This is a genomic window from Simiduia curdlanivorans (assembly GCF_030409605.1).
Classification (GTDB): Bacteria; Pseudomonadota; Gammaproteobacteria; order Pseudomonadales; family Cellvibrionaceae; genus Simiduia; species Simiduia curdlanivorans.
The window spans coordinates 2324937-2341194 of record NZ_JAUFQG010000004.1 but is presented as its reverse complement, the minus strand read 5'-3'; the positions used below and the strand labels follow the sequence as shown (position 1 = coordinate 2341194).

At 53.2% G+C, this 16258-nt stretch carries 10 protein-coding genes; 4 read left to right on the top strand and 6 right to left on the bottom strand.

All coding sequences use genetic code 11. The annotated features are described in order from the left end of the window. Positions 1–8 precede the first annotated feature (8 nt). The 4 genes from pyrG to QWY82_RS10320 all read right to left on the bottom strand — a co-directional run bounded on the left by pyrG (position 9) and on the right by QWY82_RS10320 (position 7284). Positions 9–1640 (bottom strand): CTP synthase, encoded by a 1632-nt coding sequence (gene pyrG, locus QWY82_RS10335; RefSeq protein WP_290261963.1) that lies wholly within the window; start codon positions 1638–1640, stop codon positions 9–11. A gap of 317 nt (positions 1641–1957) precedes the next feature. Next, entirely contained in the window at positions 1958–3268 is a 1311-nt protein-coding gene (gene tilS / locus QWY82_RS10330; RefSeq protein WP_290261960.1) for a tRNA lysidine(34) synthetase TilS, read from the bottom strand. A gap of 283 nt (positions 3269–3551) precedes the next feature. Then, positions 3552–5642: a di-heme-cytochrome C peroxidase gene (locus QWY82_RS10325; protein WP_290261956.1), complete on the bottom strand. Its 2091-nt coding sequence runs from the start codon at positions 5640–5642 to the stop codon at positions 3552–3554. Between the two features lie 232 nt (positions 5643–5874). After that, the gene (locus QWY82_RS10320; protein ID WP_290261952.1) at positions 5875–7284 is read right to left on the bottom strand and encodes a phospholipid carrier-dependent glycosyltransferase; all 1410 of its coding nucleotides are present in this window, start codon (positions 7282–7284) and stop codon (positions 5875–5877) included. Positions 7285–7355: 71 nt separating this feature from the next. On the opposite strand from QWY82_RS10320, the gene QWY82_RS10315 reads away from it, so the two are divergent. Beyond that, positions 7356–9335, top strand: coding sequence for an alpha/beta hydrolase family protein (locus QWY82_RS10315; protein ID WP_290261948.1), 1980 nt, complete (start codon positions 7356–7358; stop codon positions 9333–9335). A gap of 43 nt (positions 9336–9378) precedes the next feature. Here the strand turns inward: QWY82_RS10315 and QWY82_RS10310 are convergent, their stop codons facing one another. Next, entirely contained in the window at positions 9379–10161 is a 783-nt protein-coding gene (locus QWY82_RS10310; protein ID WP_290261944.1) for a hypothetical protein, read from the bottom strand. A gap of 34 nt (positions 10162–10195) precedes the next feature. Then, on the bottom strand, positions 10196–12922 hold the full coding sequence (locus QWY82_RS10305) for a protein kinase domain-containing protein (RefSeq protein WP_290261940.1): 2727 nt from the start codon (positions 12920–12922) through the stop codon (positions 10196–10198). Between the two features lie 283 nt (positions 12923–13205). On the opposite strand from QWY82_RS10305, the gene QWY82_RS10300 reads away from it, so the two are divergent. From QWY82_RS10300 to QWY82_RS10290, 3 genes are read left to right on the top strand one after another with little or no spacing between them, the layout of a single operon-like run. Beyond that, positions 13206–14693, top strand: a complete 1488-nt coding sequence (locus QWY82_RS10300; protein ID WP_290261938.1) for an aminoacyl-histidine dipeptidase — start codon at positions 13206–13208, stop codon at positions 14691–14693. A gap of 43 nt (positions 14694–14736) precedes the next feature. Next, entirely contained in the window at positions 14737–15090 is a 354-nt protein-coding gene (locus tag QWY82_RS10295; RefSeq protein ID WP_290261935.1) for a glycine zipper family protein, read from the top strand. Positions 15091–15123: 33 nt separating this feature from the next. Continuing rightward, positions 15124–16248: a M14 family metallopeptidase gene (locus tag QWY82_RS10290; RefSeq protein WP_290261932.1), complete on the top strand. Its 1125-nt coding sequence runs from the start codon at positions 15124–15126 to the stop codon at positions 16246–16248. Positions 16249–16258 lie beyond the last annotated feature (10 nt).

Below are 16258 nucleotides of genomic sequence, written 5' to 3'. Positions count from 1 at the left end.
GTCATTCCTTATGCACCCTTTTCGTGTTGCTCAATAGCGGCTTTGATATAGCTAATAAACAGCGGGTGGCCCTCGCGGGGTTTAGAGGTAAATTCTGGGTGAAACTGACAGGCCACGAACCAAGGGTGGTCGGCAATTTCTACGGTTTCTACCAAGGTATCATCGGCCGACCAGCCACCAATTTTTAAACCGGCTTTTTGCAACTGATCAACATAATTATTGTTCACTTCGAAGCGGTGGCGATGGCGTTCAACAATCACATCGGCATTGTAAATGTCGTGAATTTTAGCACCGGCCACTAAGCGACACTCCTGTGCGCCCAAACGCATAGTACCACCCAAATCCGAGGATTCATCGCGGGTTTCCACTTTGCCTTCTTTATCGATCCACTCGGTAATCAAACCAACCACCGGGTGCGGTGATTTTTTATTGAACTCGGTGCTGTTAGCACCTTCGAGCCCCAGTACATTGCGGGCGAATTCAATCACCGCTGACTGCATGCCTAGGCAAATGCCAAGGTAGGGAATTTTATTTTCGCGGGCATAGCGCACCGCCATTAACTTACCTTCAACGCCGCGCTCGCCGAAACCGCCGGGCACCAGAATCGCATCGGCAGACTCAAGAATTTTTACGCCTTTCTTTTCCACATCTTCGGCGTCAATGTAATTCACATTCACTTTGGTCTTGGTGTGAATACCGGCGTGGCTTAGCGATTCGTTCAAAGATTTATAGGCATCCAGTAAATCCATGTACTTGCCAACCATGGCAACGGTCACTTCGCGCTCGGGGTTGAGCTTGCCGTCGATAACAAAGTCCCACTCGGATAAATCCGCCTCTGGGCAATCTAAACCGAAGCGCTCCACCACAAAACTGTCTAAACCCGATGCCTTTAGCAGACCGGGAATACGATAAATGGTATCGCAATCGGGCAGCGGCACTACGGCGCGCTCTTCGACGTTGGTAAATAACGAAATTTTGCGGCGCGAATCTTCATCCACTTCCACTTCCGAGCGACACAACAATACATCGGGCTGCAGGCCGATGGAGCGCAGCTCTTTGACCGAGTGCTGGGTGGGCTTGGTTTTAGTTTCACCGGCGGTGGCAATATATGGCACCAAGGTTAGGTGGATAAGCAGCGCGCGATTGCTACCCAATTCCACCTTGAGCTGGCGGATGGCCTCTAAAAAGGGTTGCGATTCGATATCGCCCACTGTGCCACCCACTTCGACCAGCGCGATATCGTAGTCGGCGCCGCCTTCGAGAACCCGACGTTTTATTTCATCGGTAATGTGTGGAATCACCTGTACCGTGCCACCTAAGTAATCGCCGCGACGCTCTTTGCGCAAAACGGTTTCGTACACACGGCCGGTGGTAAAGTTATTGCGGCGGGTCATATTGCTCTTCAAAAAGCGCTCGTAGTGACCCAAATCTAAATCGGTCTCCGCGCCGTCGCCGGTAACATACACCTCGCCGTGTTGAAACGGGCTCATGGTGCCTGGGTCAACATTTATGTAAGGGTCTAGCTTTAGAATGGTCACTCGCTGACCTCGAGCTTCCAAAATAGCGCCCAAGGATGCCGAGGCGATGCCTTTTCCTAAGGATGAAACCACACCACCGGTAACGAAGATATAACGGGTCATGAGAACCTTTTTCCAGAACTAAGTGCAGCAAGAACAATGTCAATACTGCGGTGTTTAAAGACAGCTGGGTCATGATCAAACAATATTAACTAAACCGCTGATCGCAAAAACCAAGCAGTGCAATTAAAGACCAAAAACCCTGGGCTGGCTCACACCACACAAATGCACAAAACGCCAGAAAGCCTCACCGTTATCCGGTGCTTTCTAACGAACAATTGCGGTTGGGAGGAATCGAGAGCCACCACCCTAGAGATGGGACGCCAGACTACCAGAAAAGGCCTCTAGCCTCAATCAGCTTATGCGCTTGGACGGCTATTTTATGGAATGTCCCAGGTCAATGAGTAGCCATTTGGAATCAATTCACCGGCGCCTTGCTCCAGCCATAGATCGCCAACGGCCAATAACCTCTGGCCGTCACACACCAAGGGCACTTGATCTCTAAGCCAAGGGGGTAAGTTCACTTCCTGCAGCAATTTCTTCAGAGTTTGCGAATGGCTACGACCCGCCGGGTGCGAGCGCTCACCTTGGCGACGGGTTCGAACCAACCACTTACCCGATGCCGGTAGCGCTAAGCCATAGGCCGCGGGTCTCATGGCAACCCGCCCAACACCAAACCCAATTGGCTGATCAGGCCCAAGTTCTAGTGCGCCCTCCGGCACTGGTTCAAGCCTAGGGGTACAAAAAACCCGCGCCTGATAGCGCCGCAAACAGCTATCGGCAAGGTGAAAATCTACCTGGGCATCGGCTTTGGCATGGGTTAACTGTTCGAGTAGCTCAGCCAGCTGAGCGCTAGTTAGGGTTAAATTCAAACCAGCCAGCCAATAGCGCAGCACATTTTTTGCCCTAGGCGCCGAGAAACCCTGAATAAAAGCCAAACTCAAGGATCGGCCAAACTTGTCCAGTTCGGGCGCCTGAGGCAGACAACCAAGGTCTTGCACCGCCAACTCATCCAGCAGTTCTGCCGCCTCGGCCAAATGGCTAGCCGCCGCACGCCAGCGCTGGCTAAAACCCTGCCAGCGCTGAGCAATAGTGGGCAGCACGCGGTGGCGCAAAAAATTACGATCGAGCGACGTATCCTCGTTCGAGTGGTCGGTGACCCAGTCGAGCCCCTGCAGACGGGCATAAGCCTCTAGCTCAGCACGAGAACAATCGAGTAAGGGACGAACAATTTGCCCCTTGGCACAGCCGTCTATCACCAGCGGTGAAACCGGCAACATAGCCCGCAAGCCATGTACCCCAGCACCGCGCAAGAGCCGCAACAGCAGGGTTTCAGCTTGATCGTCTCGGTGATGGGCGGTCAGAAGCACACTATCCTGCGTGAGGGATTGGGCAAATGCCGCAAAGCGCGCCTGCCGAGCGGCATCCTCTAAACCGCGCCCCGCCGGCGCCACCTCGACCAGCTCAACCACCAGCTCAACGGCCAATTGATCGCAGGCGCGCTGGCAATGGTCTTGCCATTGGCCGGCCTGGGCCGACAGCTGGTGATTCACATGTAGAGCTTTGAAGGCCAAGCCGCTTTGGCTGAGCAAATGCAATAACACCATAGAATCCAAGCCGCCAGACAGGGCCAACCACAGCGGTTGCTGCTTGGGTATGTACTTAAAAAGCGTCGCTGCAGATAAAGACATAATGGCGCACGGCATTTACGAGGTCTGCAGAATAACGAATTCCCGGCCTCCATGGCCAGCACTGCGCTTATTTCTAAACACTCGACTACTCACAGCCTAAGCACTCGTTAACAACGATGACCGCCACGCTATTGGCTGAAGACGCCAATGCAACATCAACAAGCAGTAAGGCCATGCCGCCCGGTCTTAAACAGGGCAACCGCACTGACGCATTGCAGCCGATGTGATATGGCAAAGCGCCGGCGCCAACATCAAACCTAGGCCTTCATTCCATGCAAACGCTTTATAAGGTTTTCAAATACTCCAATAACTCCATGCGCTCGGCATCATCCAACGCTGGTAAAACTTGCCCATTGGGTTGCGCGGTTTTGCCGGCCGCATACTCGTGACCTGTGTTGTAATTGCCATAAATGGCGGTATTAAACGCAAAGCCTGAATAGCCCTGGGAGCGAAAGCCGACTTTCCTCGGGTCAAACTCTCTCGAGCCGACAACAAAATCATTCGGCCGGCACTCGCCTTCAACAAAATTATCCGCCGTGCAAGCCGGTAGTAATAAATCGTAAAGCGTCGGTACCGAACCGTTGTGCAGGTATGGCGCCGTGGCCCAGATACCGTTCAAAGGCCGAGCTTTATAGGCACGTAATGATTCATAGGGTTTCGCCATTGTATTGGGTGAATAATCGCCGCGTTTTATACTCGGCTTCACTTCGTTTTCATTGACGGTTAATAAAAAATCAAAAGCCCGCTCGGCCAACCACTCCACCCAGGTTTTATCTGGATCGCGCTCTAGAATGACATTGCGCGTGGTATAGCTAAGTATGCCCGCAATAGGCGCACGCGGCTCCAAATATAAGTCACCTACCTCCGTGTCGACATAGCGTCCTTCGACGATACCGCTACCACCAGAAAACTCTACGCTGTTGGCCGCCATTTTATTATCGGTAGCCACCTTATCGTAATGAGAGAACTTAGCGACAACCCGCCGCCTTGGATCGTCTCTAACGATATCGTCGTGGCAGGACGCGCAGTAGGCAACGAAATGTTTACGCCCTTTCGCCGCCATATCGCGATCAATGGCACCCAGCAATTGCTCCGGCCACTGCGGCGACATCAACGACTTCAACTGTTTCTCGACCAAGCGCAAATTGCGAATATCCAAAGAGGAGGTAAATTCAATATGGCCCTTGGAAAAGGATTGCTTATTAATAAACGCCATTGGGTTAATACCGGAATTATGTTCAAACTCCAAGGTACCAAACACGCCAATCACCTGGCCCGCGTTGCGCCCCAAGGGGCCAATACCGGCATTCTGCACAATGCCATTCCACTGCACGTAATCGTGATGAGGAATATCCCACAAAAAGGGGTAACTCACCGGAGCATCGGCCGGATTAAATAAATCATTGAGTAATTTCAAGCGCGCTTTCAAACTCACTTTTTTATTTAACTGGCCAATTATAAAATCCCGGTCCTGATTGCGCAGTAATTCCGGCATCGGCGCCATAGCCGCAATAAGATCGTCTGCCTCGGCCGCAGGCAAGTGCTGTTCAAGTAGCGGCTGCAACTGGGATTTGGTGATCAAATGTTCGAGCACGCGATTGTAAATGCGGCCAAAGGCATCCAAACGCGCATAGCCATAGTGGGTTAACGCACGGCCAGTATCGCGCGGCTTATTGACTAAGTTATAGGTGCCGATGCGTTGGCTGAAAATTTCTAGCTCATCTTGTATCGCTTCGGCTGAATCATAATCGCCCTGCTCCAGCACCTTGGCAGTAAATTCAGAAAGTAAATCCGCATTAGTCAGTGTGGCCTCTAGGGAGCGCCCCAAATCCAACATGAAGTTTTCCATGTCGGCCAAGGCCGGCCCGCCATCGATGCGAATACCGAGGCCCTGATAATTAATTTGCGTGGTGTGGCAAGCCGCGCAGGTAAAACCAAAATAGGGTTTACCTTTGTAGCTGTCGAGTGTCATACCAACAGGTAAACCATAGGGGTTAGAACTCGAGACCTGCTGCGGTAAATAGCGGTAACGCAGTATATGCGCTGGCGCGAAAAAGGGTTGCTGATCATCGACGTGCTTTAGATTCAAGGCAAAACTCATGGGCAGAAGGTTGGAGCCCTGCGAGGTGTTATAAAACCACAGGCGCTCACGGTTGCCCCAGCCCTGCTCTAAGTAGGCAATGGTTTTCGCCTCATCGCCAAATCTATCTTGCTCGACTACCAATGCGCCGGCATTGGGTTGATTATCCCAATAGTGATAAGCGCGATTACCCGCGCCAATAGCCGCCCAAATAATGACGAGCGCGACAAAAGCCAACAAGGCGCGCTTGAGGTAAGAAAACATTTTGCCAAAATCATGCGATTGAGAGGACATACCGAACCATCCCTGCTTAATATTATTTTTCGAGCGCCGCCTTATAGCGTCACTTCACCTATAAAAAAACAAACCGAAAAATTCAGCGCTGGGTCGAGCATTAGCCATGCCAAGACGCCTTAGGCAGACGAATCCAACGTCGTCAAGCGCACGATCGTACCGAGTTAACCTATAACAGGCCCGGCATTCATTCAGCGAACCACACAAAAACTTAACTAGCGCGCCCACATTGCTAGATCCAACTACTGAACCACATTCGCTGATAAAAGCCATCCAAGCTGATGGGAAAACCTAATGCTAGCGGTAACCAGTAGAGCCAAGCCAAGATAATCAGCGAAAATAACAGCAGTGACGCAACCGCAATTATCTGTCGAGCCACCCGAGAGCGAGGCGCTAACATCTTAGCACTCAGGAAGCACCAGGCCAGAGCGATAAAGGCAAACACACTTGCCGGCTCGTAGTGGTAGGCAAATAAACAGCGCCGCACCAGTATCCAAGGTAAAAAATTTGCCCAAAAACCTAAACAGGTTAGCGCCAAAAACCAAAAGGATGAGGCTAAAACACCAGCGCTCAACCACTGGTAACATTGGCGCAGCCAAATAGCGCTTGCGGCCAATACCGCAAAGAAACTGGCGACTGATAATACTGGGTTGCCGAGCAGGTGAATAACAGACACAGTTTGGGTGCCTGCGATGGGGGCAAACAGATAACTCATCGGCCGACCTTGATAGGGCCATTGATACCAAGCCGAACAATAAGGGTGATCATCCGCGCCCACTTCTAACGTATGAAAAGCACGCATGCGCTGATGAATTTCAACAAAGCCCCATTGATCTTCCAACAGTAAATACGGCTGCCACCAGAACCAATACACCACGCTAGGCACTAATAATAAAAACACCAACGCCTGCAGGGCGCTGGGGCCGCGATACCCTAAACTTTGCACACCCATTACGGGCCGCAGGTGATCCAAGCCAAAGCGCAGCACATGCACCAACACCAAGGCGAAAGGCAGCAGCCAAAAGGCTAAACCATTCCACTTTATCGCCACAGTAGAGCCCATTAAGACGCCAGAAAAAAGCAACCAACGCCATTGGTAAACACCTAGGTCATTATCGTTGGCTTTAACAAAAGCCCAGATAGAGGCCAAACCAAACGCCAACATAATGATGTTATTCAACGCCGCCCGTGCATCCACCACCAGCATGGCATCGGTGGCAACAAATAACGCGGCCAGCACCGCCAACAACCCACTGGCGGTTAAGCGCTTAACAAGTGCGGCGGTAAACCAGCAACATGCCACGCCCAGCAAGGCCGTTAACCAGCGATAACTGAGGGGATCTATGGCCGACCAAGCAACATCGTAATGGCCGTCAACCCAAGGTAACTGATAGTAAAGTGCGATGGCACCGGCGAATAAGTAATGCGGTAAGGGGGGATGCGCCGTGATAAACGGGGTCTCTCGCAAGCCATTGAGCAGCGCATAGCCAAACTGCGGAATATTGATCTCATCGAAGTAGGCATGATCGACCAAGCCTAGCTGCCAGAAGCGTAAAAACGCCGCCAGCAACAGCACCAGCCACAATAATTTTGTAGAATATTTTTCCAGTGAACCGAGACTCAGCGGAGAATGCGGTACCATTATCACCCACCTTTCTTATTGTCAGTCGCAGGCCTGTTTGTGCTTGCCGTCATTAACCAGGAAAATAATTCATGACCGCCAAACACACAGCACCCTTCGGCACTTGGTCTTCACCGATAAATGCGCAGATTCTAACACGCCAAAGCGTAAAATTAAGCCGCCCTCTGTGTCTTGGTAAGGATACCTATTGGCTCGAATCTCGCCCATCTGAACAGGGTCGCAGTGTCATCGTCAAACACAGCATAGGGCAAATGCCGGAGGATGTGACGCCGCCACAGGTGAGTGTTCGCTCCAAGGTAAACGAATATGGCGGCGGTGATTTTTGTGTCAGCGAGGCCTTTATTTTCTACGTCGACGCCACCGACCAACAAATCTATGCACTAGACCAACACCTAAATCAGATCAGACAAATAACCCACACGCCCAGCAGTCGCTATGCGGATTTAGTGTATGACCCGCTGCGCAACCGGCTCATTGCAATTCGCGAAGACTTTCCCGGCGCAGAGTTGGAATCCCTACACACCTTGGTTAGCGTTGATCTTGCCACAGGGCAAATAACAACGCTTGCCGAGGGCGATAGTTTTTACGCCAGCCCGGCGTTGAGTACTGACGGTAACCAGCTTGCCTGGCTCAGCTGGAATCACCCGAACATGCCCTGGGATTACAACCAATGTTGGCGAGCGGTATTCAACCAACAGGGGCAGCTGGAGCAGAAAAAAATTGTCAGCCCAGCGCAAAGCTCTAGCTTTCAACCGCGCTGGTCATCGCAACAGGAACTTTTTTTGGTCAACGACCAATCCGGCTGGTGGAACATCTATCGCCTTGCCAGCAACGCTGCCGATACGACTGGCGCACATTACAGCGCCAACACGCTCAAGCCCGTACTTGCGCTCGAAGCGGAGTTCGCCACACCGCAGTGGGTGTTTGGCATGTCTTGCTATGACTTTCTCAATCAAAACACCTTATTTGCGACTTACACACAGCAAGGCCAATGGCGGCTCGCCAGCATCGATTTAACCCAGCCGCAACCAACACTCAGCCACATCGACAATGGCTTTTGCGATATTTCCTCGATCAGCTGCGCCGGCAATCACAGCGAACAACGGGCGGTATTGCTTGCCGCCTCCAGCAACCAGGCGCAAGGCGTGTGGCAGTGGCACAATCAACAGTGGCAATGTTTAAAGCAGTCCATTGTTAGCCCGCTCGAATCAGACACTATTGCCTGCGCGCAAGCCATTAGCTTTGCCACCAGCCACAAGGATAAGGCGCACGGTTTTTACTACCCGCCCACAAACCCCAACTATGCAGCGCCGGCGGGAGAAAAGCCGCCACTCATTGTGCTGTCCCATGGCGGCCCTACGGGTGCTACGGAAACCGCATTAAATTTTAAAATACAATATTGGACCAGCCGCGGCTTTGCCGTGCTGGACGTAAACTATCGCGGCAGTACCGGGTACGGCACAGCCTACCGGAATCGATTAAAAGGCCAGTGGGGTATATTCGACGTAGACGACGTGTGTGCCGGCGCACAATATTTGGTGGCTCAGGGGCTAGCCGACGCCAAGCGGCTAATTATCAAAGGCAGCAGCGCCGGCGGCTATACCGTACTCGCGGCGCTCACTTTCCGCGATACTTTCAGTGCCGGCACTAGCCTTTACGGCATCGGCGATCTTAGCGCGCTGGCCACAGACACCCATAAATTTGAAGCGCGTTACTTAGATTCACTAGTAGCGCCCTGGCCGAGTGGCGAGCCCACCTACCGCGAGCGATCGCCCATCCACCATGTGCAAAAACTCACCTGCCCGGTGATTTTTTTCCAAGGTTTGAAAGATAAAGTGGTGCCGCCGAATCAAGCAGAAATGATGGTTGCCGCCTTGCGCCGGCAACGCATCCAAACCGCCTATGTCAGCTTTGCCAATGAAGGCCATGGCTTTAGAGAAGGTCAATCTATCGAGGATCAACTGGAGCTGGAACTGAATTTTTACGGCAAAATTTTCAACTTTCCCGTACAACCCACGCGCGCGGACTTTCAACTCATTGGCGAGATATAGGCCAGCAGTAGCGCTGCAAAAAAAATGCAGCGCTACCCGTTAATTATTTAAGTAAACCGTACACACCGAGAGAATAGGCGCGCTTTTGTTTGGCTTTGTCGAGCGAGCCCAGCGCCACGGTTTTACCCAAGGCGAGATCGCCGTTATAAGTTCGACTATCGCCCGTGCCCATGTCCACATGAGCTATCACTTGATCGGGAAAGTAATAGCCCAGCAGGTCGCCCTGCTCTACCCCGACACTGACGGGAAAATTAACACGCTGCTTGCCCGCGGCGGCTACCGCCAACAATTTACTCTCCCACACCACCACAAGGTTGCCGTCGATGGGCCTCAGCACCTTCACTTTAAAATTGCCCGGCATGGAAAAATAAGCGCCAACGCCGGTTAAAATACCTTCGCTGGGCATCGCGTTTTGCACATCGACCAAGAGCAAATTTTTCTCGCCTTGGGTTTCTGTGGTTTGTTGGCGCGCAACCTGCTCGCCGCCCACGTAATCCAACAGGTCACCTTTGACCAACAGTTCTTTTAACAAATCAATTTGATCCTGAGCGAAATTGCGCATCAAACCACGTAGCTGCGACGACTCCTGCACCCGCGAACTCTTTTCCGTCCCCAACACCCCCATGACGCGGTTCAGTTCGGCCACGTCGGCCTGTAATTGCGCCTCCCTTTGTGACAGTTCCTTGATCGATTGCTGCGCGGCTTTTAATTCACCGCTCAATTGTTGATTCTGTTGTTGTAACTGCTGAATATTTTGCGGTGCTTGGCAGGCGGTGAGCCAAAGCGCGAGAGAAATGAAACCGATAAACTTGGCGTAGATGTACATAGTCGACTCCGTAATGACTGCCCAAGGCGATACGCTATTGGGAGGCTACTTGAAAACGCTGGCTCAATAATAGTTGGCCTTCTAACATAAGGTCGATGATATAGCCGCCGGTGGAAAAACCTTCAACCGGCCTGTCGATGCGAAATACTTTTTCACCCTGCTTACCACTCACTACCACCGGCACTTGGGCAATTTGTAAACTGCGCGAGCCGTCAAACAAAATAGCCTGAAGTACCGCCGTTTGCTCAAAATTGCGAAACTGCATGCCGATATAAATGGTTCTGTCCACGCCCTGAACCAAGGGTTGAGCCGGATCAAAGGTTATGGCGTCGCTAGTGCCCACGCGCAAACTATCCACGCGCGGTGATGCAGCATCGACAGCGCTGGCTAACGCCTGCTGCGCGGAGCGTAAATTTGCCTGCTCAGGCAGTAAAGCCAAGGCCGCGCTTAATTCCTGCTCGGCGCGATCAAATTGCTTTTGACTGATCAAACTACGCACTTGATCGCTGGTCGCTTGGCTGCTCTTGGCGATGCCCTCGCGCGCCAAACGATTATCCTTATCCAAAGCCAACACGGCTTGGTACTGGCTCACAGATCCATCGCGCCCATAGATATTAGCCGCCGCAGTCTGGCGTTTCGCCTGGCTTAACAAGTCCTCAATGCGCGCTTGCCGGTCTTTTAGCTGAGCCTCTAGTCGCGCCGCCTGTTGCTGCTGCGCTAACAAGCCAGCGTGATCTGGACTCACCGCTAAACCACGGCTCACCATGCCCTTGGCAGACAGCCAATCGCCCGCATTCAACTTGCTCGCGGCCAATTGGGCGTAGCGATCGGCCACGGCATCCAAGCCCGCTTTAGCGTCGCGATTGTTTGGCTCGCGCTGTAACACGCTATTAAAGCTCTCAACCGCATTATCGCCACTGGGCGAAGATAACGCATCGCGCGCTAACTGTTGCTGACCGAGGGCAAGCGTCTCTGTAATCGCCTCGGTATCCGCCAAACGGCGTTCGAATTTTCGCAGTCCGGCCTCTTGCGCTAGGGCCGGAAAACTCTGGGCAGCGGAATCTAAAAGCGCGCGCATCCTTAAGACGTTTTTTGCATCTAGTGCCGCCTGCAACTGATCGCGATAAAAACCGCGCACGCGCTCCAGCCCTTGCTGAGCACGAAGGCGATTATCTTGATCCAGCAATGCTGCCTCATAAATATCGGCCAAAGCCTGGGCTTGACTTAAATCCGCGTCGAGCGCGGCAAATAATTGGTCGGCTTGCGCGAAGGGGTCTGCGCTGGCGCTATCGCCGATAGCAGGACTGGTTGCCGTTGTTTCCTGGGGCGTTGGCGTCGAGCGCTTGGCTATCACGCCGTTGTCGCGCAACACGGGCTGGGTATCCGCTAACACGCGGTCGGCATGGCCTGTTTTAGGCGCTGCCGGCGCAGGCGTATTAAGCTTCGAGCGCTGAGTATCGGTTTTGGGTTGGCTTGGGCTGGAAACATCAGGGGTTGCAGTATCGAGTGGGATAACTGCGCCGTCAGAAGATTCGTGTATGGTTTGATGCGCATTACCTAAATCGTACAAGGTTTGCCATTGTTCAGCAGAGAGCGATACGCCCTGCTGTTTAGACCAATCCAGTGCACCGTGGTGCCATTGGGTAATCGCTTCCGCCCAAGGCACCGGCAACAATTGCCGAAAAGCAAAGGCAAATAGCAACGCCAAGAATGTTAGCCAAATACTGTTGCGCAACCAATGGCTGGTGCCGAAAGGGTTACTGGCCGGACGCGGCTTAGATTGAGTCGGCGTCGATTGACCCGATTGCGGCCAGTGCTGAGTCGACCCGAGATCTTGGTCGTCGTCAAATTCGCCGACGTCGCGAATCAACTGGGTGTCGATAGCACTGCTGATCACCGTAGGAGCATTTTGATCGGCGGTAACAACCCGCTTGGCCGCCAATTCAATCAGCTCGTCAACCCGGCGCAATTGTTCGTCGTCGATCTGCTCTAAATCTGCCACTAACTCTGAGCCAGATTGATAGCGTTTGTCTGGATTTTTGGCCAATACTTTATCGATGATGGGCTGGAATACACCAAAGGCCGCCTGCAGCTTCGGCACAGGTTCAGACACGTGCTTAATACCCACCGCCACCGCTGAGTCGGCATCGAAGGGCACTCGGCCAGTAACCAATAAAAACAACACCACACCGAGACTGTAAAGATCGGAGCGCGCGTCGACGGTTTTACCCTTAGCCTGCTCCGGGCTCATATAATGCGGCGTGCCGATGGCCGTGCCGGTTTGGGTCATGCCGGTTTCGATGCCCGCCATGCGCGCGATACCAAAATCCATTAACACGGCGCGACCATCTTCATCGTGCAGCATAATATTTTCGGGCTTCACATCGCGGTGCACATAGCCTTTGCGCGCTGCGTAATCCAGGGCGCGGGCAATATCCTTCACCACCCGCAAACCTTCGGCGCGGCTTAGCTTGGTTCTTTTCTGTTTAAGATCCTGCCCGGGCACATATTCCATCGACAGGTAGTGGCTGCCCTCGTGTTCACCGACATCGTAAACCGTGACAATATTGGGGTGCACCAAGCGCGATACGATTTTTGCTTCGCGTAAAAACCGCTCGCCGAAGGTAGGATCGCGCAGCAGCTCGGGTGACAGTACTTTAAGCGCAACTTCGCGCTCAAAACTTTGTTGAATAGCGAGGTACACGGTAGCCATGCCGCCCCGGCCAAGGGTATCGATAATGTTGTAACCGGGTATTTCCATGAGGCCTTATAGTTCTGATTATGAGCACTCGCACCAACAAGGGGTGCAGAGGGATATTTATGCCGTGTTGGGTCAGTTTAGTCAAATCCCATTGTACCCTGAATCTATTTAGGACTCTGCGGCAATTAAGCCAACACCATTGGGCTATGTTTGCTTAAATACTCAACAATCCCTTCCGCATCAGCCCTAAATTGGGGACTTTATACCGCAATTCGTCTGGTCACTTTATCCAGCATTTTTAGCGCTGGTTACTTTATAGCCAGCTCAAACTTGGAATTTTTCTATGACCGCCGCCTCACCGCTCGCTCAGCTAACACCAACCAGCCTCTGGCGTCATTTTCAGATGCTCTGCGACACGCCTAGACCGTCGAAGCAGGAGCAAGCGGTGGTCGACAAGATCCTCAGCTTTGCCAAAAGGCACAATTTAGACGCCCAGCTCGATCAGGTGGGCAACGTTATTATTCGCAAAGCCGCTACCCCCGGCATGGAAAACCGCCAAACTGTGGTGCTACAAAGCCATCTGGATATGGTGACGCAAAAGAACAACGACAAACACCACGACTTCGCCCGCGACCCGATAACCCCGGTGGCCGCAGGCGATTGGATAAGGGCCGACGGCACAACCCTGGGCGCCGATAACGGTATTGGTGTGGCGGCGATTTTGGCGCTGCTGGAAAGCCAAGATATTCCCCACGGGCCATTGGAAGCGCTGCTCACCATCGATGAAGAAGCGGGCATGACCGGCGCCAAAGGCTTGAGCCCAAACCTACTCCAGGGCTCGCTGCTGTTTAATTTAGATACCGAAGCAGAGGGCGAGCTGTACGTGGGTTGCGCCGGCGGTATCGACGTCAACGCCTGCCTCGAGATTGAATGGCAAGCCACGGAAGTCACTCAAACCGCCTTAACACTCGAGGTTCGAGGGCTCTTGGGCGGCCACTCAGGGCTAGATATCCATTTGGGGCGGGGCAACGCCAATCAGCTGGCGGCGTTATTCATCGCGCGCCTGTCCGATGCACTACCGGTACAAATAGCCAGCTTCAATGGCGGCAGCTTGCGCAACGCCATACCGCGCGAAGCCGAAGCCGGCCTGGTTGTGCCCAGCCAATTGCTCGATGCGGTAAAGGCCGCGTTTAATAAGTTTAAAGCCGACATGCAGCAAAGCTACCAGCAGGTAGAACCACGCTTGGCATTGAGCTTGTCGGAAACGCCTCAGCGCCCAGAGCAAGCTATGTCCAGCGTGCAATCTCGATTGCTCTGCTCCGCCCTGCTCACCTGCCCGAGCCACCCCTTGCGCATGAGCGACTCCCTGCCCGGCGTGGTAGAAACATCGAATAACCTCGCACGGGTCAGGTTCGAGGGCGCTAAAGTAGAAATTTGCTGCCTAGTGCGCAGCCTAACGGATGTGGCGCGGGATGATCTGGCTGCAAACCTGTGTCGCCACTTTCAAATGATTGGCGCCGACAGTATTACTAAGGGCGCCTACCCCGGCTGGACCCCCAATATGGCCTCGCCGTTACTGGCGGTAATGCGCGAGGTCTATCGCAATAAATACCACAAAGAGCCGGCAATAAAGGTGATTCATGCGGGCCTCGAGTGTGGACTGTTAGGTGCAATTTACCCAGAATGGGACATGATTTCCTTTGGCCCAACCATTCATTGTGCGCATTCGCCTGATGAAAAGGTGCATATCGCCTCGGTGGCCGGCTTTTGGGATTGCCTGATCGCCGGCCTAGCCGCTGTGCCTTTGGCCAACAACAAAGGCGCAGCCTAAGTAGCGCAAACCTGCAGCCCGTCCAGTTCAGGAGGTACACCCAATGAAACTCATCACGGCCCTAATCGCCGTATTTTGCCTTGCAGGCTGTGCCAGCAAAAAGCCCATTATTGATAAAAAGGGCGTGGATATGGTCGCCTACGAGCAGGATTTACACGAGTGTCAAAGCTATGCCGCCGAGGTGGATAAAACCGGAAAGGTTGCCGGAGGCGCAGCCGCCGGTGCGGTGGTGGGTGGCGCCATAGGCGCAGTTTTTAACGGCAGTCGCGGCGCTAGCCGCGGCGCGGGAGCCGGCGCCATCGGTGGCGCGGCCAAGGGCGCCGCCAGTGGCGAGCGCGAGCAGGCCCAAGTGGTTAAAAATTGTTTACGCGGGCGTGGCTATCGCGTTTTAAATTAATTCATGCATTCAGACTTAACAGCAGGAAGAATTATGCACATCAGCAGTGATTTCGACGCCGGTAATATTGAAGTAATTCAATGCACCGAGGCCAACAACATTGAACTGGCCATTCGCAAAGATAACCAATCGGATTTTTATCAGTGGTTTTACTTTCGCCTCACCGGTGCCGAAGGCCAAGCCTGCAAACTCAACATTACCAATGCTGGCACGGCGGCCTACGTCGGCGGTTTTAAAGATTATCAAGCGCTGGCGTCTTACGATCGCGACAACTGGTTTCGCGTCGACACCAGCTTCGACGGCAAGACCCTGTGCATCGAGCACACCCCGGCCACCAATAGTATTTACTTTGCCTACTTCGCGCCCTACTCCATGGAGCGCCACGCCGATTTGATAGGCTGGGCCAGCACAGATACGCGAGTAACCTATGAGCGTTTAGGCTCAACCCTCGATGGCCAAGATATGGATTTATTAATCGTCGGCGATCAAGCGGCGCATAAGAAAAATGTTTGGGTTATCGGTCGCCAGCATCCCGGCGAAAGTATGGCCGAGTGGTGCATCGAAGGTTTTCTCGAGCGCCTGTTAGATGACAACGACCCGGTAGCGCGGGAATTTCTTAACCGCGCCAACGTCTTCGTGGTGCCCAACATGAACCCGGACGGCAGCCGCCGCGGCCACCTGCGCACCAATGCCGTGGGCAGCAACTTAAACCGCGAATGGCAAAACCCCAGTGCCGAAAAAAGCCCGGAAGTGCTGTGCGTGCTAAACAAAATGCACGCCACCGGCGTAGACCTGTGCCTAGATGTACACGGCGACGAAGCCCTGCCTTACAACTTCATTGCCGGCGCCGAAGGTATAGCCGCGTGGGATGACGAGAAGCAAGCCGATTTAGATTTCTACAAGCGCCAGTTAATGGCCACCAACCCCGATTTTCAAATTGCCAAAGGCTATGAAGTAGACGCGAAAGGCACGGCCAATCTCACCATTTGCACGAATTTTATTGCCCACACCTTCAATTGCTTGGCCATGACCCTGGAGATGCCGTTTAAAGACACCATCGATTCACCGAACGAACTCGAGGGCTGGTCGCCGGCGCGCAGCAAGCATTTAGGCGCGTCCAACCTCGCCGTTATGCTAGGCTATTTACAATGTAAATAGCCCTGTTCAC

What these genes read in the sequence shown, in the direction of transcription:
- QWY82_RS10320 (WP_290261952.1), bottom strand. Translation starts at nt 7,284, where the DNA reads ATGGTACCGCATTCTCCGCTGAGTCTCGGTTCACTGGAAAAATATTCT.
- QWY82_RS10290 (WP_290261932.1), top strand. Translation starts at nt 15,124, where the DNA reads ATGCACATCAGCAGTGATTTCGACGCCGGTAATATTGAAGTAATTCAA.
- QWY82_RS10310 (WP_290261944.1), bottom strand. Translation starts at nt 10,161, where the DNA reads ATGTACATCTACGCCAAGTTTATCGGTTTCATTTCTCTCGCGCTTTGG.
- QWY82_RS10300 (WP_290261938.1), top strand. Translation starts at nt 13,206, where the DNA reads ATGACCGCCGCCTCACCGCTCGCTCAGCTAACACCAACCAGCCTCTGG.
- QWY82_RS10305 (WP_290261940.1), bottom strand. Translation starts at nt 12,922, where the DNA reads ATGGAAATACCCGGTTACAACATTATCGATACCCTTGGCCGGGGCGGC.
- tilS (WP_290261960.1), bottom strand. Translation starts at nt 3,268, where the DNA reads ATGTCTTTATCTGCAGCGACGCTTTTTAAGTACATACCCAAGCAGCAA.
- QWY82_RS10295 (WP_290261935.1), top strand. Translation starts at nt 14,737, where the DNA reads ATGAAACTCATCACGGCCCTAATCGCCGTATTTTGCCTTGCAGGCTGT.
- QWY82_RS10315 (WP_290261948.1), top strand. Translation starts at nt 7,356, where the DNA reads ATGACCGCCAAACACACAGCACCCTTCGGCACTTGGTCTTCACCGATA.
- pyrG (WP_290261963.1), bottom strand. Translation starts at nt 1,640, where the DNA reads ATGACCCGTTATATCTTCGTTACCGGTGGTGTGGTTTCATCCTTAGGA.
- QWY82_RS10325 (WP_290261956.1), bottom strand. Translation starts at nt 5,642, where the DNA reads ATGTCCTCTCAATCGCATGATTTTGGCAAAATGTTTTCTTACCTCAAG.